The organism is uncultured Barnesiella sp., from assembly GCF_946496565.1.
In the GTDB taxonomy this organism is placed as follows: Bacteria; Bacteroidota; Bacteroidia; order Bacteroidales; family Barnesiellaceae; genus Barnesiella; species Barnesiella merdigallinarum.
Window position 1 is genome coordinate 15,321 of the sequence record NZ_CAMMHD010000015.1, and the last position, 25,129, is coordinate 40,449.

Sequence of the window (25,129 nt, forward strand, 5' to 3'; positions counted from 1 at the left end):
ATTTACAATTCAAACCCCTCTCAATGCACGGTCACCATCGTGGCCCCGAAACCATATTCGCGGAACGAGGCATCCTGGCAGGTGCAGTTCTTGTACTTGTCGCGTATCTCCTTGAGCAGCGCATTGCGCAGCACACCCTCGCCCTTGCCGTGGATAAAGACAATCTTGCGTCCCTTGGCATACCGATACTGGTCGAGCGTCTCGCGCACCTTGTCGAGCTGATAGTTGAGGATGTCCGAATTGGAGAGTCCGGCCGTCGTGTCGAGCAGAGCCGAGGCGTGCAAGTCTACCTCGACGATGCCGGGCTTGTCGTCGTGCCGGGTCACCGGTTTGCGCACCGGAGTGTCGACCTGTTTCTTCATCTTCATGGCCCGCTCCAGATCGGTAGCGTCGAGCACCATGGGTCGCATGGGCACATCGTTCTTCACCAGGTCGATGCACCACGACGGCTCGTCGAAATAGAGGCTCTCGCGGAAGGTATGCAGTTTGTAGAACTTGGTAGTGTCGAGCCGGTACTCGACGGCCACCGGGCTCTTCAAGGCAAAGTGCTTGTCTTTCTTGAAGGCGATGTACTGGAAGCCGATGCGCTCGAGGGCATTGACATCCTCCTGCCCGAACTCCTCGAGCAGCAGCTGTATGTTGGGCTCTACCACCCCGGCATAGCGGGTGCGCCATCCCTCGTCGTCGCGGCTCAGGTAGGCAAAGTAGAGATAGTAGTTGCTGTCGTTCACCAGGTAGCACGAGAAACGGGTGGTGTTCAGGTGCTTGCTCTCGTCAGGGATATAGGCCAGAGTGATATTCAGCTTCTCGCCTTCGGGGCGCTCCTCGACAGCGAGCTCGTCCTCCTTGTCGGCAGCTTTAGAAGCCATCCCCTTCTCGACCGGCGGCAACTCCACCACCTTCGAGGCGGGTACCGGGGCACTCTTGCGGGCCGGTTCGGCCGGTTCTACCACCACACACTCCCGGGCCAGTACCGGGGTTTCGAAACCATCTTCATCGACATAGGCTATATCTTTCACTATTTTCACCACTACCCCGCCTCCTACGGCGTTGAGGTAGCGTACTCTGTCGCCAACTTTTACCATAATATCATCATTTTAAAGAGTCTCGCGATTCGCCGGCGACTTGCGATTTCGTCGTGGCGAACCGTGCTATATTCGGCAAAGTTGCTTATTTTTGCACGATATTCAAAACAGATTATGCAAAAAACACAAGATATTCGCATCGAGGATTTCAATTATCCGCTGCCCGACGAACGCATCGCCAAGTTTCCCCTCCCGCAACGCGACCACTCCAAACTGCTGGTCTACCGCCAGGGAGCCATCGAGGAACACCACTTCTACGACCTGCCCCGGGTACTGCCCCCCGACAGCCTGCTGGTCTTCAACAACACCCGGGTGATACAGGCCCGCCTGCACTTCCGCAAGGAGACCGGCGCCCTCATCGAGGTCTTCTGTCTCGAACCCCTCGAGCCGCACGAGTACGCCCTCTCGTTCCAGTCGACCCGCTCGTGCTCGTGGCTCTGCCTCATCGGCAACGCCAAGAAGTGGAAGAGCGGCCCCCTCACGCAGGAGGTCGAGATTGACGGCAAGCGGGTACACTTCACCGCCGAGCGGGGCCTGCCTCACGGCAATGCCTGCGAAGTGCGCTTCTCGTGGGACAACCCCGAGGTCACCTTCGCCGCCCTGCTCGACCATGCCGGCGAACTGCCTATCCCCCCCTACCTCAACCGCGAGACCGAAGAGAGCGACAAGACCACCTACCAGACCGTCTACTCCAAAATCGAAGGGTCGGTAGCCGCCCCCACCGCCGGGCTGCACTTCACCCCCGAGGTGCTGGAGGCCATCCGGGCCAAGGGGATACCCGAGCTCGAACTCACCCTGCACGTAGGCGCCGGCACCTTCAAGCCGGTGAAGAGCGAGACCCTCGAGGGGCACGAGATGCACACCGAGTACATCTCGGTAAGCCGCGACCTCATCGACACCCTGGCCCGCACCGACCGCCGCGTGGTAGCCGTGGGCACCACCTCGGTGCGTACGCTCGAAAGCCTCTACTACATAGGCAAGATGCTGGCCGCCAACCCCGATGCCGAGCCGCACGACCTCGTCGTGAGCCAGTGGCAACCCTACGACGGCAGTCCCGACATCGACTCGCGCGAAGCCCTGCACCACATCGTCGACTACCTCGACCGCCACGGCATGACGCGCCTCGTCACCGCCACCCAGATTATCATCGCCCCGGGTTATCACTACCACATCGTGCAGGGCATGGTCACCAACTTCCACCAGCCGCAGAGCACGCTGCTCCTGCTCGTCTCGGCCTTTGTCGACGGACGTTGGCGCGAAATCTACGACTACGCCCTGGCCCACGGTTTCCGGTTCCTCAGCTACGGCGACAGCTCGCTGCTGCTCCCCTGACATTCGCCCCGGCGGCCACACAATAAAACGGCAAAAAAAACGTATACTATAATAGTATCGGTACACACGAAAGGCAGGGCGGGACACGGTCGTCCGCTCGGGCCTTGTCGTCGCCCGCAAGGAGAAAAGATGAAGATAAAGGCAGTATTCTGGGGATTGGCTATGGCCGGCGTGTTGGCGTCGTGCTCGGGGGCAAAACTAAGCGTTGCCAACGAGCAATACGCCCGGGGCGAATTTTACGATGCCGCCCAGACCTACCGCAAGGTATACAGCAAGACCAACCCCCGCAAGGAGCGCAAGCTGCGCGGCGAGGTGGCCTTCAAGATGGGCGAGTGCTACCGCCGCATCAACATGGCGGCCCGCAGCTCGGCCGCCTACCAAAACGCCATCCGATACGACTATCCCGACAGCATGGCCCTCTTCTACCTGGCCCGCAGCCAGCAGTTCGAGGGGAAATACAAGGATGCCATCAAGAACTACCAGGCCTATCTCGAGACCAATCCGCAGAGCTCCCTGGCCAAAAACGGCATACGGGGCTGCAACCTGGCCGTCCAGTGGAAAGAGACGCCTACCCGCTATGTGGTGAAGAAGGCGACGATACTCAACTCGCGCCGCAGCGACTTCGCCCCCATGTATCTGGGGAAAGACTACGACCAGCTCTACTTCACCTCGTCGACCGAAAAGGCTCTGGGCAAAAACAAAAGCGGCATCACCGGTACCAAGAACTGCGACATCTACTTCTCAAAGAAAGACGAGCAGGGGGCCTGGCAGAAACCCGAACCCATCGAGGGCGACGTCAATACCGACGAAGACGAGGGCATCGTCAGCTTCAGCCCCGACGGTACCACCATGTACCTGAGCAAAGCCCGTCGCGAGCCCAACGCCGACACCTCGGTCGAGATCTACACCTCTACCCGTACGGGTGCTCAGTGGAGCCCGCCGCAAAAATACGAAATCACCGCCGACACCCTCTCGGCCTTCGGCCAGCCGGCCGTATCGCCCGACGGCGAATACCTCTACTTCGTCTCCGACATGCCGGGCGGATACGGGGGGAAAGACCTGTGGCGCATCTCGCTCACCGACAAGGAGGGGTCGCTCGAGAATCTGGGTGTACAAATCAACACCCCGGGCGACGAGATGTTCCCCTACATCCGCGACAACGGCGACCTCTACTTTGCCTCCGACGGTCACCCGGGCATGGGCGGCCTCGACATCTTCCGCGCCCGCATGAACGCTTCGGGCATGTGGCAAATCGAAAACATGAAATACCCCATCAACTCGTCGGCCGACGACTTCGGCATCACCTTCGGCGAGGAGGAGACCGGCTTCTTCTCGTCCAACCGAGGCGACGGCCGGGGCTACGACAACATCTACAGCTTCGAGCTCCCCTCGATACGCGTGTGGATAAGCGGAACGGTCATCGACAAGGACGACGAGCCGGTGCCCGACGCCATCATCCGCATCGTGGGCAACGACGGCTCGAATCAAAAGGAGTATGCCCGCAAGGACGGCAGCTTCCGCTTCAAGCTCGACCGCGGCGTGCACTACGTGATGCTGGCCTCCTGTCGCGGATACCTCAACTCGAAGCAGGAGTTTATCTCCGATGCCGAAGAGAAGGATGCCGAGTATGGCGTCAACTTCGTGCTCGCCTCCATCAGCAAGCCTATTCTCATCGAAAACATCTTCTACGATTTCGACCGCGCCACCCTGCGGCCCGAGTCGGAGACCTCGCTCAACGAACTGGTGAAGATGCTCGACGACAACCCCAACGTGTCGATAGAGCTGGCAGCCCACACCGACTACAAGGGTAAGGACCAGTACAACCTGCGCCTCTCGGAACGGCGCGCCCAGTCGGTAGTCGACTACCTCATCAAGGCGGGTATCGACCCCCGCCGTCTGCAACCCAAGGGCTACGGCGAAAGCCAGCCCAAGGTCATCACCAAGAAGCTGGCCACGCAATACCCGCAATTCAAGGAGGGCGACGTGCTCACCGAGGAGTACATCACCAAGCTCTCGCCCGAAGACCAGGAGATTGCCAACCAGATAAACCGGCGCACCGAATTCCAGGTGCTCTCGATTACCTGGAACCTCTATTGATTCTGCATCGAAAGGGCATTTGAGGTGAAGGGGTGCATGCAACTCTCCATGCGGCCATCGAGTCGGGTCGCACACTGGAACTAAATTCTAAGGATTAAGAATATGGAGTGGCAGGTGACGCCGAGCGTGCACCTGCCGCCGTTCAGCCTGCAACCGGCCCCTCACGGGGCGCGGAGCGACGGCGAAGCGCCACCCCTACCGCAGCTTCAAGGTATCGCCCACCGAGGGAATATAATCGTCGGGCAACTTGTTCATCTTGTAGAGGTTCTTCAGGCGGATGCCGTAACGCTGGGCAATCGAGTGCATTGAGTCGCCCGAACGCACCACGGCGTAGTCGTACCCCTTCTCGGCCTTCTTCTTTTTCTTCTCGAGGTAGACGATGTCGCCCGCTTCCAGCGGATAGTCGCGGGGTATCTCGTTATACCCGGCCAGCTTCTTGGCCGAGAAGCCGAACTCCTGGGCTATCGACTCGAGCGTGTCGCCGTCGCGGGCCTCGACATAGAGCAACCCCCACGAACGATAGACCGCATGCGGATTCTCCACCACGACCGGCGGCAGGTCTTGCGCCCGTATCGGCTTGAACTTCGGGCGGTCATATTCGTAGAGTTCATAGAGTTCGATGGTCTGTATCAGCTTGTTGGCATACGACCGGTCGGTGGCATAGCCGCACGCCTTCAGCCCCTTGGCCCAACCTCGGTAGTCGGTCACCTTCAGCTCGAAGAGCGAGGCATAGCGGGCCCGCTTCAAAAACTTGGCGTGGTCTTCATAGGAGTCTTCGGGCGAGTCGTATTTGCGGAAACAGTCGTCCTTGCGGTCGTCGTCATGATAGACCCGCTTCCCCTTCCAGTCGCTGTGGCACTTGATGCCGAAGTGGTTGTTCGACTTGCGGGCCAGTTCGCTGCGGCCGGCCCCCGACTCGAGCAGCCCCTGGGCCAACGTGATGCTGGCCGGTATGCCATACAGTTTCTGATGCTTGATGGCAATCGATTTGTATTGCTCGATATAGTCGAGATAGGCTTTGTTTTTGCGCTGGGCCGAGAGCGGCTCCAACGTAAGAACGAGGAGAAGAACGACAACGACGTATCTGAATTTCATCATGAATCTAAATTCTAAAAATGGACGATAAAAATTCCTGTTCTCAAAAATTTCCTTATCTTTGTTCCACGAAGAGAGGATGCGGTACGGCACAGCCCAAGTCGAGAAACCCGATTTCCTGGGTCACTGTACCCGCCTCCCGCTGTTTTTGCAGAAGTAGACACCCGTAAACCCGCTTAATGAGAGTTATGGAAAACAGGAATATCACCACAAAGATAATGGTTTGCTCGTATGAAGAGCTCACCGAAGCTGAGAAAAAATTGATCGACGCCGCCAAAGAGGCCTCCAACCGCTCCTATGCGCCCTACTCCCGTTTCCAGGTAGGGGCTGCCGTGCGTCTGGCCGGTGGAGTGCTGGTATCGGGCAGCAATCAGGAGAATGCCGCCTACCCCTCGGGGACCTGCGCCGAACGCACCACCCTCTTCTATGCCAACTCGCAATACCCCGACCGCGCGGTCGAGGCGCTGGCCATCGCCGCACAGACGGGCGGAAAGTTCATCGAGCACCCCACGGCTCCCTGCGGGGCCTGCCGCCAGGTGATACTCGAGACCGAAGAGCGCTACCGCTACCCCATACGCATCTATCTCTACGGCACCGACGAGGTCTATATCGTCGAGTCCATTCGCAGCCTGCTCCCCCTCTGCTTCGGGAAAAGCGACTTGCCCGAATAGAAACCGCGCAAAAAAGTGTATATTTGTAGGGTTCAAAAAAAGGCGGCGGCTCGGCAGCGCGCCCCCTCCTGCCCGTGCACGACAGGCCCGGCAGTTGGCCGCACAAGGTAAAGAAACATAGAACAGAACTTTAAAACACGATATGGACGACTATATTGTTTCGGCACGGAAATACAGGCCCTCGACCTTCCGGTCGGTGGTAGGTCAGAAAGCACTTACCCAGACCCTCAAAAACGCCATCGACTCGAAAAAACTGGCCCATGCCTACCTCTTCTGCGGGCCCCGCGGTGTAGGCAAGACCTCGTGTGCCCGCATCTTTGCCAAGACAATCAACTGCTTCCACCCCACCGAGTCGGGCGAAGCCTGCAACGAATGTGAGTCGTGCCGCGCCTTCAACGAACAGCGTTCCTACAACATCATCGAGCTCGACGCCGCATCGAACAACTCGGTCGACGACATCCGCGTCCTCATCGACCAGGTGCGCATACCGCCTCAAATCGGGCAATACAAGGTCTTCATCATCGACGAGGTGCACATGCTCTCGACGGCGGCCTTCAACGCATTTCTGAAGACCCTCGAGGAGCCGCCCCACCACGCCATCTTCATCCTGGCCACGACCGAGAAACACAAGATTCTCCCCACCATCCTGTCGCGCTGCCAGGTCTACGACTTCCAGCGCATCACCACGGCCGACATCGCCGAACACCTGCAATATGTCGCTTCGCAAGAGGGCATCACCGCCGAACCCGAAGCGCTCAACGTCATCGCCCAAAAGGCCGACGGCGGTATGCGCGACGCCCTCTCGGTATTCGACCAGGTGGTGAGCTTCTCGGGCGGGCACATCACCTACAAGGCGGTAATCGACAACCTCAACATACTCGACTACGAATACTACTTCCGGTTGGTCGATGCCTTCCTGCAGGGCAACGTGCCGCAAGCACTCATGATTTTCAAGGAGGTGCGCGACCACGGCTTCGAGGGGCAGTTCTTCGTCGGCGGTCTCAGCCGCCACCTGCGCGACCTGCTGGTATGCAAAGAGCCCACCACGCTACCCCTGCTCGAGGTGAGTGCCTCGGTGGCCCAACGCTATGGCGAACAGGCTCAGAAGTGCCCGCTCGCCTTCCTCTACCGGGCCATGGAGCTGAGCAACCGCTGCGACCTCGACTACCGCATAAGCAACAACAAGCAGTTCCTGGTGGAGCTGACCCTGATACAAATCTGCCAGATTCTTCACCCGGTCAGCGTCCCACCTCAGGAACCGCCGTTGCAAAAGATTACCTCGGCCTCTCCGGGCAGTGCACCGGCCGCACAACCGCATCAGGCTCAAGCCCCGGCTCAGCCGCTCCCCCAGGTACAGGCCGTGCCGCAACAGCCGCAACAGCAACAACCCCGGCCCAATCCGGCACAGGCACAAGCTCCGGCAGCACAGACGTCGGAACCGCAGGCCACCTATCGGGCCTCGACCATACGCCCCACAGCCCCGGCCCACAAACCAATGGCGCCGGCACAACCCAACCCGACGAAAAAGGCGGCCCCGGCACGCATCTCCATTCACCAGAAACCGGTCGAGGCGGCCCCGGAGCAACAGGCTCCCACGGTACAGCAGGAGGTGCTCGACACCCCCTTTACCGAAGAGGCGCTCAATGCGGCCTGGCTCGCCTATACCCAAACCATCCCTACCGAGGTGGTGCTGGTCAACACCATGAAGAGTTGCCTGCCCAAGCTGACCGACCCCCGCACGTTTGTCGTGTCGGTCGACTCGCAAATCCAGGTCAACGTCATCAACGAACACCTCTACGAGCTGATGACCTTTTTGCAGAAATCACTGAAGAACAACCAGTTTTCCATGCAACTGCGTGTCAACCAGCCCGGTGAGAAAGAGATTATCTTCAGCCCCAAAGACGTACTGATGAAGATGATCGAGAAGAACCCCGACATCAAAAACTTCTACGACACCTTCGACCTCGAAATCGCCTGATGCCGCCGGGACGTTTCACATCCCCTGCCCCAACCGGACAACCGCACCGCCCCGTCACAGGGGGATACCGTACTCGTGTTTCACCTCGTCCATCACAAAGGTACTCATGAGCGACCCCATGCTGTCGATGGTGCCCAACACGTTGAGGATGAACTCCTGATAATATTTCATGTCGGGGGCATGAATCTTGAGCAGATAGTCGTAGTCGCCCGAGATGTTGTAGCACTCGGTCACCTCGGGAATCTCGCGCACGATGCGGGTAAACTCGAGGGCAATGTCGCGGTTGAGCCGACGCAGCTTCACGCTGCAGAAGACCACGAATCCCCGGTTGAGTTTCGCCGGATCGAGCACCGCCACATACTTCTTGATGTATCCGTTGGCCTCGAGCCGCTTCACCCGCTCGAAAACCGGCGTGGGTGACAGGTTTACCTGCGCCGCCAACTCCTTGGTGGTAAGGCGCGAGTTGCTTTGCAAGACCCGCAAAATCTGCAAGTCTGTTTTATCCAGTATCTCCATAGAATGCTATTCTCCGGGCCGTTGCTCCCGGGCTGTTGAACATGAGGTTTATTCTTAATCGGCGGACAAATATAGATATATTTTCCATATTTCCGAATTTACTTGTTCGATATTTCCAGAAATCATAGCTTTGCATAGGACAAACATTTATACCAACCGATAAAAAACAGAACCGAATATGGACCCGAAGAAACTGCATTTCGAAACGCTCCAACTCCACGTGGGACAAGAGCAACCCGACCCGGCCACCGACGCACGGGCCGTACCCATCTACCAGACCACCTCGTATGTATTTGCCGACTCGGCCCACGCCGCCGCACGCTTCGACCTGAAGGAGCCGGGCAACATCTACGGCCGTCTGGGCAATCCTACCCAAGACGTACTCGAGCGACGCATCGCCGCACTCGAGGGGGGTGTCGCCGCCCTGGCCGTCGCCTCGGGAGCTGCCGCCGTCACCTATGCCATTCAGAATCTGGCCGTCGCCGGCGACCACATTGTCGCCGCCAACACCATCTACGGGGGCACCTACAACCTGCTCGACCACACACTCCCCGCCTACGGCGTGACCACCACCTTCGTCGACCCGTCCGACCTCTCGAACTTCGAGCGGGCCATACAACCCAACACCAAGGCGGTCTTCATCGAGACGCTGGGCAACCCCAACTCGGGCATCATCGACATCGACGCCGTGGCCGAGATAGCTCACCGCCACCGCATCCCGCTCGTCATCGACAACACCTTCGGTACCCCCTACCTCATCCGCCCCATCGAACACGGGGCCGACATCGTGGTACACTCGGCCACCAAGTTCATCGGCGGCCACGGCACCTCGCTGGGCGGTATCATCGTCGACTCGGGCCGCTTCGACTGGGCCGCCTCGGGCAAATTTCCCCAACTGAGCGAACCCGACCCCAGCTACCACGGCTCCCGATTTACCGACGTGGCCGGAGCCGCCGCCTACGTCACCCGCATCCGGGCCGTGATTCTGCGCGACACCGGCGCTGCCATCAGCCCCTTCAACGCCTTCCTGCTGCTGCAAGGGCTCGAGACCCTCTCGCTGCGTGTCGAACGCCACGTCGAGAATGCCCTGCGCATAGTCGATTTTCTGGCCCATCACCCCAAGGTAAAAAAGGTCAACCACCCGGCTCTGCCCGACCACCCCGACCACGCCCTCTACGAGCGCTACTTCCCCCACGGGGCAGGCTCGATATTCACCTTCGAAATCAAGGGGGGCGAAGCCGAAGCACACCGATTCATCGACAGCCTCGAAATCTTCTCGCTACTGGCCAACGTGGCTGACGTGAAATCGCTGGTCATCCACCCGGCATCGACCACCCACGCCCAACTGACCGACCAGGAGAAGGCCGAACAGGCCATCTACCCCGGCACCATACGCCTCTCGATCGGCACCGAGCATGTCGACGACCTCATCGCCGACCTCTCGCAGGCTCTCGACCGGGTATAAACACAAACGGCACTACACACAAAATAAGGGTGTGCCCTCATTGGGTACACCCTTTTACTTTCAAAATCGAATATTTTTTCTGGATACCCAGCCAGGCCCGGTATGACAAGCCCGGTCACTGCTGGTTGAGCAGGAAGTGCTTGAAGGCGTTGAAGCCGACAGGCATCAGGATGCTCTGTTTCTCGCCCTGCATGAATTTGCGCAGCTTCTCGGGCATGGCAATCGTCTCGCCTACGGCGTCGCTCACGGTATCGAGGAACTTGGCGGGCGAAGCGGTTTCGAGGCAGATGCCTATTTCGCCAGGTTGCAAGCCATCGACCAAGGCCTGGTAACCGCAGGCACCGTGGGGATCGAGCAGGTATTGCTCGCGACGGAAGGTGTCGCGCATAGTGCGGCGTATCTCGTCGTCGGTATAGCTTACGCCGCTGATGTCGGCACAGATGGCCTCGTGCGAATGGCCGTAAAGGTCGAGTATGCGGGCAAAGTTGCTGGGGTCGCCCACATCCATGGCGTTGGCGATGGTGGCAATCGAGGGGCGCGGGTCATACGAGCCCGTGCGCAAGTATTGCAGGAATACGTCGTTGCGGTTGTTGGCGGCGATGAAACGCTTCACGGGGAGCCCCATGCGTTTGGCTATGAGTCCGGCAGTGAGGTTGCCGAAGTTGCCGCTGGGCACGCTGAACACCACCTGCTCGGGGTGCTCGACCATGCCGCACAACTGGGCATAGGCATAGAAGTAGTAGAAGGCCTGGGGCAGGAAGCGGGCCACGTTGATGGAGTTGGCCGAGGTGAGGTAGAGTTTCTCGTTCAGCTCGGGGTCCATGAAGGCACTCTTCACCAGCGCCTGACAGTCGTCGAAGGTGCCGCTCACCTCCAGGGCGGTGATGTTGTGGCCCAGTGTGGTGAACTGTTTCTCCTGTATCTCACTCACCTTGCCCTGCGGATAGAGCACGAAGACCTTCACGCCGGGCACGTCGAGGAAACCGTTGGCCACGGCACTGCCCGTATCGCCCGAGGTGGCGACCAGCACATTGACCTGCCGTTTCTCCTGCCGGTTGAAGTAGCCGAGCAGACGTGCCATGAAGCGGGCCCCCACATCCTTGAAGGCCAGCGTGGGGCCGTGGAAGAGCTCCAGACTGTACCGGTTGTCGGCCACCCGCACCAGGGGAATATCGAAGTTGAGGGCGTCGAATACGATCTCTTGCAGCTTGTCGGCCTCGACATCCTCGCCGAAGAAGGCTTCGGCCACCACAAACGAGATTTCGCGAAGCGTCATCTCCTTCATGTTTTGGTAAAAGGCCGGGGGAAACCGGCGAATCACCTCGGGCATGAAGAGCCCTTTATCGGCAGCCAGTCCCCTGACCACGGCATCGTGGAGAGAGACCGGCGAAGTTTTTTTGTTGGTACTGTAATATAGCATAGTGTCTTTCTCTTACTTTTCCTGTGTCATATCCGAGGAGAAAAGAGGATTGAAATTCTCTTGCCTCCGATACAAAGGTAAAATTTTTTTTGAGAACAGAGTCTTAAAAGATTCTCTTTTTATACCCGACATGCGGCGTTAATTCTTGAAAATCGCCAACAAATGTTTCCTTTCTTTATACAAAAAGCATTTACGTATTTATTAACTACCAAAATCTATACGTATCTTTGCCTATACCTATAATACTAAATTTGACTTATTTCCAAAAACCGTCATGAATCTACTTCGAAAAATCTATTATGCCCTTTCCCCCCAAATGCGCTTCCTGGCCCGGCGTATATACTATTTCCCCATAGACTGCTTCGATGGGATTACTGGCAAAAGAGACCGGCTCACTCCGCCCAAAGGACTGATATTCATCGGCTCGGGCGATTTCCGAGAACAGGGCGAACGACTGCTCGGCATCTTGCGACAGTATGGAGCTGTCACTCCTCAAAGCCATATTCTCGATGTGGGCTGCGGCATTGGACGACTGGCTGTACCACTCACCCGCTTTCTCGACAGCAGTGGCCGGTACGACGGTTTCGACATTGTGAAAAAAGGAATCGACTGGTGCAACAAGCATATTGCCCCCAACTGTCCCAACTTCCACTTTCTGCACGTCGACCTGAAAAACGACCTGTACAATCTGGCTACCGAGCAGAAAGCCAGCCAGTTTATCTTCCCCTATCCCGACAATGCCTACGACTGTGTCGTACTCACTTCGGTATTTACCCACATGCTGCCCGCCGATGTCAACAATTACCTTGCTCAGATTGAGAGAGTGCTAACCCCTGGAGGCAAGTGCGTGGCCACCTTCTTCCTCATCAACGATGCCATCGGGCAGCAGATGAAGAGCGGAAAATCCTACTTCAATTTTTCCCACCAGCATGAGGGATATGCTTTGCTCGACGAGAAAGTACGAGAGGCCAACATTGCCTTCGACGAGACTTATCTCAAACAGATGATTACAGACAACCATCTGAACTTAAGCGGCATTTACTACGGCAGCTGGTCGGGAACCGTAGAGACTTCGCCCGACTTTCAGGATCTGCTGGTCATCGAAAAACCGGTTTAGGGTGACCATCTGCCTACGAATGGCTAAAACCGAGATATATTCACATCGACAACAGACAACTGCGCCGCGGCTTTTTTCAAAAGAACCCGCGGCGCAGTTGTCTGTTGGCAAGGATTGATTTTGTTTTGTCGGGATAGCCCAACGGACTACTCTCCCGAATCGGGCGCCGCAAAAAGAGCACGGATAAACGCATCGCCCGACAACGAGCCATAACGGCCATCCACCACGCTCTCCTCGTTATATATCTGCACGGCATCGGGAGTTTCACCCGGTTTATAAATGACGAACGGCACGGGGGCCGCCGTGTGGGTGCGCACCCGGCAAGGCGTGGGATGGTCGGGCAAGAGGGCGATGGCTACCGGCTCGTCCATGCGGGCAACAGCCTCGATGAGCGGTTTCAGCACGCGGTGGTCGAGATACTCGACCGTGCGGAGCTTCAGCGCCACATCACCTTCGTGGCCCGCCTCGTCGCTGGCCTCGATATGCAAATATACAAAATCATGTGCATATAACGCATCGATTGCAGCCTGAACTTTTCCTTCGTAGTTGGTATTGTAGAGACCCGTGGCTCCCTCGACCTCGACAGGCTGCAGACCGGCATAGACGCCGATGCCCCGGATAAGGTCGACGGCCGAGATAACCACCCCGCTGCGTATGCCGTAGCGTTGGGCCAAAGTCTCCATGCTGGGCTTGTAACCCGGCGACCAGGGCCAGATGCTGTTGGCGGGGTCTTTCCCCTCGGCCACACGCCGCAGGTTCACGGGGTGCGAGGGCAAAATCTGCTGCGAGCGCAGAATCAGCTCGTTCAGGCGGTCGGCTGTAGCCGTGGCCTCGGGCACCAGAGGGCGCACCATCACGTCGCGGAAGGGGGTACCGGGCACATCGTGCGGCGGGGTGCAGTCGACCCGCTTGTCGCCCCCCTTGAGCTTGAGCAGATGGCGATACGATACCCCGCGGTAGAAATTGGCATCGCCGCCTCCCAACTCCCGTTGCAGGAAGTCGATGAGTTCGCCGGCCTCGGCGGTCGTGATGTGACCGGCCGAGTGGTTCTTGATGAGGCCGTTTTCGATACAGACGAGGTTGCAGCGCATGGCCATCTCGCCCGGCTCGATGTCGACCCCCATACTGGCCGCCTCCAGCGAGCCCCGCCCCTCAAATACGCGGTCGAGGTCGTAGCCCAGCACCGCCAGATTGGCGATTTCGCTGCCGGGATGGTAGCCTTCGGGTACGGTTTTCAACATTCCGCAACGACCGTGAGCGGCCAGCCAGTCCATGGCGGGCGTATCGGCAGCCTGCAGGGGCGTGCGTCCGCCCAGTTCCTCGATGGGCTCATCGGCCATGCCGTCGCCCAATACTATGATGTGTTTCATGACAAACTCCTTTTTTATCGAATGTTGGCAATTCCTATTATATCGGCAAAGACACCGGCAGCCGTCACCTCGGCCCCGGCTCCGTAGCCCTTGATAACCATGGGATACTCGCGGTACCGCTCGGTGGTAATGGAGATGACGTTGTTGCTCCCCTCGAGGTGGTAGAAGGGATGGGCCGAATCGACCTCGCGCAGCCCCACCTCCACCTTGCCGTGGTCGAGCGTGGCCACAAAGCGCAGCACCCGTCCCCGCTCGGCCACCTGCCGGCGATAGGCCTCGAAGGTGGCATCGTAGTCGGGAATCGCCCGCCAGAAGTCGTCGAGGCTCCCGGTGAAGTACGATTCGGGAATGAAGAGATGCTTCTCTACATCGCTCTGCTCCACCCGGTAGCCGGCCTCACGGGCCAGTATCACCAGTTTGCGGATGACATCCTGACCACACAGGTCTATACGGGGGTCGGGCTCGCTGTACCCCGCCTCCTGCGCCATGCGCACGGCACGGCTCAGGGGCACCTGCCCGCTCACCACATTGAATATGTAGTTGAGCGTACCCGAGACAACCGCCTCGATCTTGAGTATCTTGTCGCCGCTGTTGATGAGGTTGTTGATGGTATTGATGATAGGCAGCCCCGCCCCTACGTTGGTCTCGAAGAGGTACTTCACATCGCGCTTGCGGGCGGTCTGCTTCAGCTCGCGGTACAGGTCGTACGAGCCCGAAGCGGCAATCTTGTTCGAGGCCACCACCGACACGTTGTGGTCGAGCAGCGAGCGATACAGCGCGGCAATGTCGGGGCTGGCCGTGCAGTCGACAAATACCGAGTTGAAGATGTTCATGGCGATAATCTCGTCTCTGAGCCGCTGAGGCGAAGAGGGTGTACCCTCGCGGTCGAGCAGCTCGATGCCATGTTCGATGTCGATACCCTCGCGGTCGAAGAGACATTTGCGCGAGTTGGCGATACCCACCAGCCGCAACTGCAAGGCCTTGGTCTCGAGCAGCCGCTGCTGCTGTTTGCAAATCTGTTTCAGCAGGTCGCGCCCCACGGTCCCCACCCCAGCCACAAAGAGGTTGAGCACCTGCGACTCGGAGAGGAAAAACGAATCGTGTATGACGTTGAGAGCCTTGCGCAGACTGTCGCGGGCAATGACAAACGAGATGTTGGTCTCCGACGCCCCCTGTGCACAGGCTATCACATTGATACCGTTGCGACCCAGCACGTTGAACAGCTTGCCCGCAATGCCGGGCGTGTGTTTCATGTTCTCGCCCACAATAGCCACGGTAGCCAGCTCCTTCTCGGCCTCGATCGAAGAGATTTCGCCCACGGCCATCTCGCCCTTGAACTCCTCGCGCAGCACCCGCACGGCCACATCGGCGTCGGCGTTGCGCACGGCAAAGGTGGTATTGTTTTCCGACGAAGCCTGCGACACCAGAAACACACTGACCCCCGACCGGGCCAAGGTGTTGAAGATGCGCGAGTTGATACCGATTACCCCCACCATGCCCATGCCCGAGAGGGTGATGAGGCAGGTGTCGTTGATCGACGAGATGCCTTTGATGGCCTTCCCCTCGACGTGCGAATGGTCGGCCGAGATGAGGGTACCGGGGGCCGACGGGTTGAACGTATTCTTGATGAGGATAGGGATATTCTTGTGAAATACCGGATAGATGGTGGGCGGGTAGATGACCTTCGCCCCGAAGTTACAGAGCTCCATCGCCTCGGTAAACGAGAGGTGCTCGATGACATAAGCGGTGTTGATAACCCGCGGGTCGGCCGTCATAAAGCCGTCGACATCGGTCCAGATTTCGAGTTGCGAGGCACCGAGCGCCGTAGCCAGGATGGATGCCGTGTAGTCCGACCCACCCCGGCCGAGGTTGGTCACATCGCCCGTGATGCGGTCCGACGCAATGAAGCCGGGCACCACGGCCACCCGGGGCAACTCGGCAAAGTAGCGTTTCACCAGCTTGTTGGTCTCGTCGAAGTCGACAATGTGCTTGCCATACTGGCGGCTGGTCTTGATGAAAAAGCGGGCATCGTAGTGAACCGCCCCCTCGATGACCCGACTCACGATGAGCGACGAGAGCCGCTCGCCGTAACTCACAATCGTGTCGAGCGTCTTGGTCGAGAGGTCCTTGATGAGCGACACCCCCCTGAAGATATTGCCCAGCTCGCCCAACAGCGGGTCGATAAGGGCCAGCAGCTCGAGTTGTTTCGCCGGCTCTACGGCCTGCTGCACCATCGTCTTGTGACGCTCGACAATGGCTCTGAAGTGGCTCTCATAGCCATCACCGCCCACCACGGCCACCCGGGCAGTCTCGATCAGGCGGTCGGTAATTCCACCCAGAGCCGACACCACGACGATAACCGGCTCGTGACAACTCTCTACTATCTGTTTGACACTCGACATGCTCTCGACCGAACCTACCGAAGTGCCTCCGAATTTCAATACTTTCATATCTGCACTATTCTATCGGCGCAGCTTCGCACCCCTTGGAGAGAGAGCAAGCCACACCCGTTCAAAAAAAATTTGGTTGAAAAACTATATCGCAACGGTCTATCGACACAAAAAACAACATCCTCCCCCCTAAGGGGTGGTACCCGTTGCGTGCATGCAGTTACAAAATAAGGTATACAGCCGTTCGATCATGGCGTTCTCTTTTTCGGAACCGACACCCCGGAGTTTCACAAACGGCAGGGTGGCCGGCCAGATTGATATAAAACATCTCTTGTTTTGCAAAAGTAATCTTTTTTTTGATTTTCCAGTCGAACAATCACAAAATGATTTAAAATAATCCTGTTCGTTTTACAATTTTATATTTTCAACGGGTTTTTAAACGGCATTTTGAAATTATCTTTTTGCCACGAAACAATCGCCCGGACAAAGAGGCACAAAGTTTTCGCCCGACAAAATGTTATTTTCTCCCGCAAATGATTATTTTTGTAGAGCCAAACAGGAGGCTGGGGTGCAAAGTTGCATCGCCTCCGGAACATGGCGGCACACGCTTGTTTCACTTTGTAAAACCATTGTGTATGTCTGAAAATATAACATCGGTTCTTATCATTTACACCGGTGGTACCATCGGAATGGTAGAGAACAGCCAGACGGGAAGTCTCGAACCGTTCAACTTTCACCATCTCCTCGACAAGGTCCCCGAGTTGAGACAACTCGGATTCTCCATCTCGACCGTACAATTCGAGCCCCCCATCGATTCGTCGGAAATCGAACCCGACTCGTGGGTGAAACTCGTGCACATCATCGCCGACAACTACGACCTGTTCGACGGCTTTGTCGTGCTGCACGGTACCGACACAATGGCCTACACGGCTTCGGCCCTGAGCTTCATGCTCGAGAACCTCAACAAGCCCGTCATCCTCACCGGCTCGCAACTGCCCATCGGCATGCTGCGCACCGACGGCAAGGAGAACCTCATCACCGCCATCGAAATAGCTGCCGCCAAAAACAGTGCCGGCGAACCGCTGGTACCCGAGGTGTGCATCTTCTTCGGCAACCACCTGTTGCGCGGCAACCGCACCACCAAAATCAGTGCCGAGAGTTTCAACGCCTTCGTGTCGACCAACTACCCGCCGCTGGCCCAGGTGGGCGTGCACATCCACTACGACGAGAACCAAATAGCCCGCGTCACCCACAAACCGCTGCGCCCCCACTACCTGATGAACACCAACATCGTGGTGCTGAAACTATTCCCCGGCATCTCGGAGCAGACCGTACGCTCGATACTGAACATCCCGGGACTGAAGGGGGTCGTGCTCGAAACCTTCGGGTCGGGCAACGCACCGGTCAAGGAGTGGTTCCTCAACCTGCTCAAGGAGGCGGTAGACAAGGGTATCGTTATCGTCAACGTGAGCCAGTGCATGGGCGGCACCGTGCAGATGAGCCGCTACGGCACGGGCAGCAAGCTCGAAAATGCCGGCGTGGTAAGCGGATACGACAGCACCACCGAGGCGGTGCTCACCAAGCTGATGTTCCTCTTCGGTCACGAATACCCCTCGAAGGTGGTCAAGGAGAACATGAACTGTTCGCTCAGCGGCGAGATTACCCTCACGCTGCACAACTGAAACCCGACAATCTTATTTCATTGAGATAGCCGTGAGGCGAAGCGCAAAAGCAGCTTGGCCTCACTTGTTTTTGCCCACTTGCGACCAGCCGGTCACGATGATAAAGGGAACGGCCAGAGCAATAGCCAGAATCAGGAAGAAACTAATCTCCACCACCAGGGCTACCCCCAGCGTGAGGTAGAGGAAGAGAGCCATGACCAGAAGCTTGATGCGGTAGACGATGCGCGACATCTGGCGATAGGCCTGCTCCCGGTTCTCGTCGGTTATCTCGACCGGATAGTTACAATGCCGGGGGTGATGCTGCACCCAGGTGAGCAGTCCATACAGCACCAGAGCTATCGCGGGCAGCAGAAGTGCCGTTGAGGCATCGCCCCAGCTATCCACTTCGCCCCGGGCATTAAAGTGCAGGGGCACTTCGGACCGATTGTCGAACTGGATCCACACACCTACCACAAAAGAGGCAAGCAGGAAAAACCATGCCGGTGTTTCTCTCCAAAATCGTTTCATGGCAATCTTCTTATTATCCGGGTTATCTTACTTTTTCAAGATCAGTTTCTGCATGCCGGCAGTCACCCAGCAGTCGATGCGAGCCGTATCGGTAGGATTCTGGTAGAGGAAGAGCGCCTCGATGCCCGGCAGCGAATCGACCAGTGCCCGGCTGCGCTCGAGCCCCATCACCATGAAAGCCGTGGCGTAGGCGTCGGCCGTCATGCAGTCGGGGGCCAGCACCGTAGCACTCAGCAGCGAGTGTTGCACGGGATAGCCCGTCACCGGGTCGATGGTGTGGGCAATGCGTTTGCCGTCGACCACGCGGTAGTTGCGGTAGTTGCCCGAGGTAGCCAGTCCGCCCCCGGTCATCTGCAATACCTCTTCGATGGTACCGGCCTCGCCATCCTCGATGGTCGGGCGGTTCACCCCTACCCGCCAGGGCTTCCCCTCGGGATTGCGGCCGCGCACCACCATCTCGCCACCGATTTCGACCATGTAGTCGTCGATACCGCGGTCGGTAAGCAACTGTCCTATCACGTCGCAGGCATACCCCTTGGCAATGGCCGAGAAGTTGAGGGTCACCAGCGAGTCGCTCTTGACCACCCGATGGTTCTCAAGCGAGAGCTTGTTCATGCCCACATGGGCCAGCAGACTGTCGACCTGCGTCGAGCCGGGGAAGATACCCTTCTTGAACCCGAATCCCCAGGCATTGACCAGCGGCGATACCGTGGGGTCGAAGGCTCCGCCCGTGCGACGATAGACCTGTTGCGAGGCGGTAAAGACATGCTCGAACCACGCATCGGTCTCGACCGGAACACCCTGGTTGACCCGCGTGATGAGCGACGTGTCGTTGAAGGGCGAAAGCGAACCGTCGAACCGCAGGAGCTCCTGCTTGATGGCCTCGGCCAACGACTCGTCCGACCGATAGGTGATGTGGTAGAAGGTACCGAAGATGAGCCCCTCGTCATACTGGTAGGTATTCTTTTCGCAACGGCGCATCGTGCTGGCCACCAGAAAGACCACCAGAAACAGGACCACCGCTACCCACGAACGTGCATATCGTCTATCCATAACCGACTCTTAAAAATAGATATGTTCCAACAGAATTTTTATCCCCAGGCCGATGAGAATCACCCCACCCAGCACCTCGGCATAGTTATGTATGTGGCGGCCAAACTGGCGGCCCACCCACAGCCCGGCAATCGAGAATACAAAGGTGACACCGGCAATGACAATCGTAGGGAGCAGCATCGACATGTTGAGGAAGGCAAACGAGATGCCCACCGCCAGCGCATCGATGCTCGTAGCCAGCGAAAGCCCCACGAGCGTACGCGTATCCGAAGGGTCCATGCAGCAGGGCTCCTCCTCGTTTTTGCGAGGCCAGCCCTCCCAAATCATCTTCGCTCCCAGGAAGAGCAACACCCCGAAGGCCACCCAATGGTCATACGCCTCGATATAGCTTTTGAAACCGATGCCCAGAGCCCAGCCGATGAGCGGCATGCCCCCCTGAAACAGAGCCATAAAGGCGGCTATCTTCAAGACCCGCGACCATTTGAAGGGCTTCAGCAGCACGCCCGAAGTCAGCGATACGGCAAAGCTGTCCATACACAGCCCCACCGCCAAAACAAAAAGTGCTAATAGCGACACAAGTTATTCGAATTATGTTTCACCACAAAGGTACAAAAGTTCCCGGCTCGCCCAATACTCACATCGGAACAATTTACACAGAGCGGGGGAATCGCAGCTCACGAGAGTTGCGGTTCCTCCGCTGTCACACACATAACACAGTATATATAGAAAACACCTCACGGTGCGGAACGGTTCACGGGAGAGCGAAAACCACAGTGTCCCGACCGGCACACAAGAGCGGTGCCTGTATCTCTAAAACAAGCCTCTACCCGTTTTGTTCGTCATCGCGCCGGTTTTTCTTTCGGCGGCCCCAGCCGGCAAAAAAACACAACGCCCGGAGGGATACCCCCGAGCGTTGCGACGTTTCATACAAAATCTATGTTTCAAGCGTTTTACTTGCGCAAAATCACGTAGCAATAGTCTTTATTCAGAATCAACGAGTTGGAGCCGTAAGCCGTCGTGAAGGTGGCAATGATACCGTTGGCACGACCGTTGGTCTCATAGAGGTCAAAGGCAGCCTGAGCATCGGCCAGGTCTTGCACCTTGTCGCCGAAGGCATCGGTCACATAAATCGAGGTGAGGGTACCCAGATTGTAGTCGGCATAATTCTCGAGCATATCTTTCCACCGGGTGATGGTCTGGTCGTTCTCGGGTACATAGACCGAGATTTCGAGAATCGTCTCCAGAGTCTTGTCCGAGTCGAAGTAGGCCGTGTAGCTGTTGCCCTTGGCATCGATAGCGCTGTCGAAATAGATATACGACATGGCGGTACCGAAGAGAACCTTGTTGCCGATGGCGTAATACTCTTGCAGCACCTCGTCGATGTTACCGCCCACGTAGCGGCCCAGCGTACTGAAATCGAGGGCCAGATAGTTGCGGCAGAGCTCAATCCTGAATTTATCCTTGTCCATCACGGGGCAGCAGTAAACCGTCTTTTGAATGCCGAAAATGGGGAAGATAAGCATATTGGCCTCGGAGGTCAACAGCGGCAGAGTCTCCTCGGTCGTCTGCTTCACACCCCCTTCGCCGGTCGTGTAATCCTTGAATTTCGTTCCCAGGAACGTACCCAGTTTCAGGTCGCGGAACGAAGTGACCAGACTCTCCCAAACGGCAGCATCCTGTCCGGCCGACTGTCCGGCAAGCTCCATCACGATCGAGGTCACGGTAGTACCGTCGACCGCAACCGTGGCTTTATACCGGTTGCCCTTCTGGTCCTGCACATAGAGGGTGCGGTTCTCCTGGTCTACCGTAGCACCGGCGGCCGCACTCCACACCTGGTCGATACCTTGGTTCACCAGGGCCGAGAGGTCGGCATAGGTTGTCTCCCAATAAACGGTCGTATCGTCACCGCCCGGAGGGGTTACCGTGGGTTCTTCGCTTTTTTGTGAATCTTCGCTGCATGCCGCAAAAACAAAAAGTGACATAAATATGCAGAAATACGAAGCAAATTTCTTTCTCATAAACCTTAATTATTAAATATTACTACTATTTTCCTTTTCCTCTTTCCAAAATAACAACTTTTATTCTTTACTTTGCCGGCGCAAAAATAGGACTATTATTACAATTTTATTTAGGAGGATAGGATTATGAAGAATTTTTATCTTATTTTAAGTTGCTGCATTGCATCTTTATTCACAGTTCAAGCTCAAGAGTTCTCGGGCGATAACTTCAACGGCACCTGGGAGAGCGACGGAGGCAGCCAAAAGGAACAACCCACAGGCTGGCATTCACTCTACTCCAACGTAAGCGGCCTTATCAGCATGAAAGCCGGCACAGTCTCCAAGGGTGGCGACACTACCGATGCCTACCCCATCATCGAAAACACCTTTGCCGGGTCCATCGTATTCGGCACAAAGTACGGCTATGTGATTCCCGGCATCCTGTCGCTGGGCACCCCCTGGCTCTATGTAAACACCACCTACTGCACGGCAGCTACCGGCGACCTGGGCGTTGACGGCGGCGTGGAGTTCACGGCCCGTCCCCAGAAGATTACCTTCAAGGCCCAATACTACAACGCCCCCACCAGCGACATCGACGATGCCGCCCACATCGCCGTATATCTGTGGAAAGGCAGCGCCTCGTCGACCGACATCAGCGGTGCCTCGCACACCGACGAGATGAGCGCCGTACTGGCCGGTAATGCCGGAGCCACCCTCATCGGGTCGGGTTCGCTCACCATCGACAACGACATCGACGCCTTCGAAACGCAAGAGGTAACCATCGACTACCTCTCGGACGAAACGCCCGAGAAGATGAACATCGTCTTCTGCGCCTCGAACTACCTGAGCAAACAACCCGACCAACCGCTCGAAGTAGCCGAGGGCAACTACCTCTACATCGACGATGTGGCCGTGGGATACGGTTCGGGCATCGACGAGGCTACGTCGGCTCAATTCGAACTGACGGTTACCCGCGAAGGCTTCTCGGTCAACCAGAACGAATCGCTGCCGGTTGCCATCTACACCACCGACGGCCGACTGGTCAGCCTGGGACAGACCAACAACGGGCTGTATGCCTTCCCCTTCGCTCCGGGTCAAATCTATCTTGTAAAAATAGGGAACAACACCTGCAAGGTGTGCGCCCTCTAAAGCCTAACCCATGAACAAAATTCATTGCTGCGCCATGCTGCTGGCAGGAGCTCTCCTGCTCAACGGCCTGGCTTGCCGGGCCGACGACTCCAAGTTGTCGGCCTCGTCGCGTCAAATGCTCGACCAGACCCGACACACCGATACCCGTCTGAAATCGACAACCCGGGAGGTTCCCTTGCGGCTCCTGCTCCAGTGCGATGCCTCGGCTACCGAGGCCGACCTGCTTGCGGCCGGAGCCCGCTCGTGCGTATCGCTGGGCCATGGCTTCTACACCGTGCAGACCGACCGCGCCCAGCTCGACCGATTGCTGCAACAGCCGTTTGTCCTGCGGGCCGAACTCTCGCGCCAGGCCACCCCGTCGCTCGACCAGGCCCGTAGCGAGACCTTCGTCAACCAAGTACAGAGCGGCGAATCACTTGTCTCGCCCTTCACGGGGAGAGGTGTCGTGTTGGGATTCGTCGACTCGGGCTTCGATGTGGCCCACCCGGCCTTCCGCTCGGCCGAAGGCGATACCTTGCGTATCGTGCGATTCTGGAACCAGATGAACGACCGGCTCTTGACCACCCGCGAGAGTATCCTCGCCGAGGGTACCGACAACACCGAGCAGACCCACGGCACCCACGTGGCCGGTATCGCGGGCGGCGGATACTTCGGCCCCGTACAGACCTCGGCCACCACGTCGCTCGACCGCAACCCCTACTACGGCGTGGCCTACGATGCCCGCCTGGTGATGGTGGGCTCGACGCTCGAAGATACCGACATCCTCAACGGCATCCAGTACATCTTCAGCTATGCCGACTCCATCGGCTGCCCGGCGGTAGTCAACATCAGCCTGAATACCTCGTACGGGCCGCACGACGGAACCTCGCTCTTCGACCAGGCCATCGACGCACTGGTGGACAAGGGGCACATTCTGGTAGGCTCGATCGGCAACGATGCCAAAAACAAGGCTCACGCTTCGATGACGCTGACCGACGGTTCTACCCCGGTGCGTACCTACTTCAAACCTACGGGCTACGAATCGAATACCTTCGAGGTCTGGGGGCAGACCGACGGCTTTGCCGTGACCCTCTCGCTCACCGACTCGCAAGGGGCCGCGGTATGGAGCTGTACGGCCGACGGTGCCGACCAGAGCTTTGCCGTACCCGACGACTACAACTACTCCGAAGGGGGCGAGATTGCCTGCTACACCGAGTTGTGGAACGGCTCGCGACGCATGTATCGGATTGCCCTCAACAACCTGAACCTGAAAGGATATAATATCGAGGTAAGCGTCGAGGGCCAACCCCAGCACATCGACCTGTGGACCGACAAGAACAGCGGACAGTTCACCGACAACGGCAAGAGTTCGCACGTGAGCTACGACACCGAATACACGCTGGGCGAACTGGGTGGTACCGGCCGACGCACCATCTCGGTGGGCAACTACACCACCCGCAACGTCTGGACCAACTACTCGGGCAACAAGCAATCGATGCTCATCGACTACCCGCTGAACAAGATTAACTACACCTCGAGCTGCGGCCCCAGCGCCGACGGACGGGTAAAACCCGACGTGACGGCCCCGGGCGGCATGATATTCAGTGCCGTGTCGTCCTACTCCGACTACTACAAGGAGAGCAGCGCCAACACCGTAGCCTCGGCTACCCTCGACGGGAAGAGCTACTTCTGGGGGCAGATGACAGGGACCTCGCAGGCCTCGCCTTTCGTGGCCGGAGTCATAGCCACCTGGCTCGAGGCCAACCCCGAGCTATCGCCCGAGGATATTCAACTGATTCTGAAAAAGACCGCCCGCTCCGACAGCTACACGGGCACCTGCCCCAACCCGGTCTACGGCTATGGCAAGATTGACGCCCTGGCCGGTATCGGCGAGGTGTTGTCGCCCAGCGGCATAGACCGTCCGACCTCTGCCGGTAAACCCTACCGTCTCTATCGCGACGGCATTCTCTTTACTGAACAGGCCGGCCGTACCCGCATCGTACTGACCAGCCCCGACGGCATCGTACGCTACGACGCTACCATCGAGGCCACCCCGGGCTCTCGCATCGAGTGGCAGGCGACGGGCGTTCCTGCCGGGCTCTATATCGTACGCATCGGCAGCCACGGCGAGAAGGTGCTCGTGCGCTGACCGTGCAGCCTCTGACCCGCAAACAACAAAAGAGGGATTTCCACCACACCGGTAGAAATCCCTCTTTCGTTATCTTG

The 25,129-nt window shown here is 57.8% G+C and carries 19 protein-coding genes; 9 read left to right on the forward strand and 10 right to left on the reverse strand.

The window, feature by feature from the left end; genetic code table 11:
* Positions 1-20: 20 nt before the first annotated feature.
* A complete protein-coding gene (locus Q1K76_RS08920) occupies positions 21-1,085 on the reverse strand; it encodes a DUF2027 domain-containing protein (protein ID WP_300132688.1) in 1,065 nt (354 codons plus the stop codon).
* Between the two features lie 111 nt (positions 1,086-1,196).
* On the opposite strand from Q1K76_RS08920, the gene Q1K76_RS08925 reads away from it, so the two are divergent.
* Together Q1K76_RS08925 and Q1K76_RS08930 are read left to right on the forward strand one after the other, a co-directional pair.
* Positions 1,197-2,417: an S-adenosylmethionine:tRNA ribosyltransferase-isomerase gene (locus Q1K76_RS08925; RefSeq protein ID WP_300132771.1), complete on the forward strand. Its 1,221-nt coding sequence runs from the start codon at positions 1,197-1,199 to the stop codon at positions 2,415-2,417.
* A 129-nt stretch (positions 2,418-2,546) separates the two neighbouring features.
* Positions 2,547-4,514: an OmpA family protein gene (locus Q1K76_RS08930; protein ID WP_258327127.1), complete on the forward strand. Its 1,968-nt coding sequence runs from the start codon at positions 2,547-2,549 to the stop codon at positions 4,512-4,514.
* Between the two features lie 195 nt (positions 4,515-4,709).
* Here Q1K76_RS08930 and Q1K76_RS08935 read toward each other — a convergent pair whose 3' ends face one another.
* On the reverse strand, positions 4,710-5,609 hold the full coding sequence (locus Q1K76_RS08935) for a glucosaminidase domain-containing protein (RefSeq protein WP_087408823.1): 900 nt from the start codon (positions 5,607-5,609) through the stop codon (positions 4,710-4,712).
* Between the two features lie 188 nt (positions 5,610-5,797).
* Here Q1K76_RS08935 and Q1K76_RS08940 point away from each other — a divergent pair, with 188 nt between their 5' ends.
* Together Q1K76_RS08940 and Q1K76_RS08945 are read left to right on the forward strand one after the other, a co-directional pair.
* Positions 5,798-6,280, forward strand: a complete 483-nt coding sequence (locus Q1K76_RS08940) for a cytidine deaminase (protein ID WP_258327129.1) — start codon at positions 5,798-5,800, stop codon at positions 6,278-6,280.
* 142 nt (positions 6,281-6,422) lie between these two features.
* Positions 6,423-8,258, forward strand: coding sequence for a DNA polymerase III subunit gamma/tau (locus tag Q1K76_RS08945; protein ID WP_300132691.1), 1,836 nt, complete (start codon positions 6,423-6,425; stop codon positions 8,256-8,258).
* A 54-nt stretch (positions 8,259-8,312) separates the two neighbouring features.
* On the opposite strand, the gene Q1K76_RS08950 is transcribed toward Q1K76_RS08945, so the two are convergent.
* The gene (locus tag Q1K76_RS08950; RefSeq protein ID WP_258327131.1) at positions 8,313-8,774 is read right to left on the reverse strand and encodes an Lrp/AsnC family transcriptional regulator; all 462 of its coding nucleotides are present in this window, start codon (positions 8,772-8,774) and stop codon (positions 8,313-8,315) included.
* A gap of 178 nt (positions 8,775-8,952) precedes the next feature.
* Between Q1K76_RS08950 and Q1K76_RS08955 the strand changes: the two genes are divergently transcribed.
* Positions 8,953-10,239 carry an O-acetylhomoserine aminocarboxypropyltransferase/cysteine synthase family protein gene (locus Q1K76_RS08955; RefSeq protein WP_258327132.1) on the forward strand — a complete coding sequence of 429 codons (1,287 nt, stop codon included), beginning with the start codon at positions 8,953-8,955 and terminating at the stop codon, positions 10,237-10,239.
* 115 nt (positions 10,240-10,354) lie between these two features.
* On the opposite strand, the gene thrC is transcribed toward Q1K76_RS08955, so the two are convergent.
* A complete protein-coding gene (gene thrC, locus Q1K76_RS08960) occupies positions 10,355-11,659 on the reverse strand; it encodes a threonine synthase (RefSeq protein WP_300132692.1) in 1,305 nt (434 codons plus the stop codon).
* A 274-nt stretch (positions 11,660-11,933) separates the two neighbouring features.
* Here thrC and Q1K76_RS08965 point away from each other — a divergent pair, with 274 nt between their 5' ends.
* Positions 11,934-12,776 carry a class I SAM-dependent methyltransferase gene (locus tag Q1K76_RS08965; RefSeq protein ID WP_300132695.1) on the forward strand — a complete coding sequence of 281 codons (843 nt, stop codon included), beginning with the start codon at positions 11,934-11,936 and terminating at the stop codon, positions 12,774-12,776.
* Between the two features lie 146 nt (positions 12,777-12,922).
* On the opposite strand, the gene Q1K76_RS08970 is transcribed toward Q1K76_RS08965, so the two are convergent.
* Both Q1K76_RS08970 and thrA read right to left on the reverse strand, forming a co-directional pair.
* Positions 12,923-14,146: a cofactor-independent phosphoglycerate mutase gene (locus Q1K76_RS08970; RefSeq protein WP_300132698.1), complete on the reverse strand. Its 1,224-nt coding sequence runs from the start codon at positions 14,144-14,146 to the stop codon at positions 12,923-12,925.
* A gap of 14 nt (positions 14,147-14,160) precedes the next feature.
* Positions 14,161-16,596, reverse strand: a complete 2,436-nt coding sequence (thrA, locus tag Q1K76_RS08975; protein ID WP_300132700.1) for a bifunctional aspartate kinase/homoserine dehydrogenase I — start codon at positions 16,594-16,596, stop codon at positions 14,161-14,163.
* Positions 16,597-17,171: 575 nt separating this feature from the next.
* On the opposite strand from thrA, the gene Q1K76_RS08980 reads away from it, so the two are divergent.
* The gene (locus Q1K76_RS08980) at positions 17,172-18,218 is read left to right on the forward strand and encodes an asparaginase (protein WP_087408717.1); all 1,047 of its coding nucleotides are present in this window, start codon (positions 17,172-17,174) and stop codon (positions 18,216-18,218) included.
* Positions 18,219-18,278: 60 nt separating this feature from the next.
* Here Q1K76_RS08980 and Q1K76_RS08985 read toward each other — a convergent pair whose 3' ends face one another.
* The 4 genes from Q1K76_RS08985 to Q1K76_RS09000 all read right to left on the reverse strand — a co-directional run bounded on the left by Q1K76_RS08985 (position 18,279) and on the right by Q1K76_RS09000 (position 21,796).
* Positions 18,279-18,725 carry a DUF1648 domain-containing protein gene (locus Q1K76_RS08985; RefSeq protein WP_300132703.1) on the reverse strand — a complete coding sequence of 149 codons (447 nt, stop codon included), beginning with the start codon at positions 18,723-18,725 and terminating at the stop codon, positions 18,279-18,281.
* 27 nt (positions 18,726-18,752) lie between these two features.
* Complete coding sequence (locus Q1K76_RS08990) at positions 18,753-19,778, reverse strand: FAD:protein FMN transferase (RefSeq protein WP_300132705.1); 1,026 nt, start codon at positions 19,776-19,778, stop codon at positions 18,753-18,755.
* A gap of 9 nt (positions 19,779-19,787) precedes the next feature.
* Positions 19,788-20,354 carry a manganese efflux pump MntP family protein gene (locus Q1K76_RS08995; RefSeq protein WP_087408720.1) on the reverse strand — a complete coding sequence of 189 codons (567 nt, stop codon included), beginning with the start codon at positions 20,352-20,354 and terminating at the stop codon, positions 19,788-19,790.
* A 374-nt stretch (positions 20,355-20,728) separates the two neighbouring features.
* The gene (locus Q1K76_RS09000) at positions 20,729-21,796 is read right to left on the reverse strand and encodes a hypothetical protein (RefSeq protein ID WP_300132707.1); all 1,068 of its coding nucleotides are present in this window, start codon (positions 21,794-21,796) and stop codon (positions 20,729-20,731) included.
* 126 nt (positions 21,797-21,922) lie between these two features.
* Between Q1K76_RS09000 and Q1K76_RS09005 the strand changes: the two genes are divergently transcribed.
* Positions 21,923-22,924 carry a hypothetical protein gene (locus tag Q1K76_RS09005; protein ID WP_300132708.1) on the forward strand — a complete coding sequence of 334 codons (1,002 nt, stop codon included), beginning with the start codon at positions 21,923-21,925 and terminating at the stop codon, positions 22,922-22,924.
* Between the two features lie 10 nt (positions 22,925-22,934).
* Positions 22,935-25,052 (forward strand): S8 family serine peptidase, encoded by a 2,118-nt coding sequence (locus tag Q1K76_RS09010; RefSeq protein ID WP_300132710.1) that lies wholly within the window; start codon positions 22,935-22,937, stop codon positions 25,050-25,052.
* Positions 25,053-25,129: the final 77 nt, after the last annotated feature.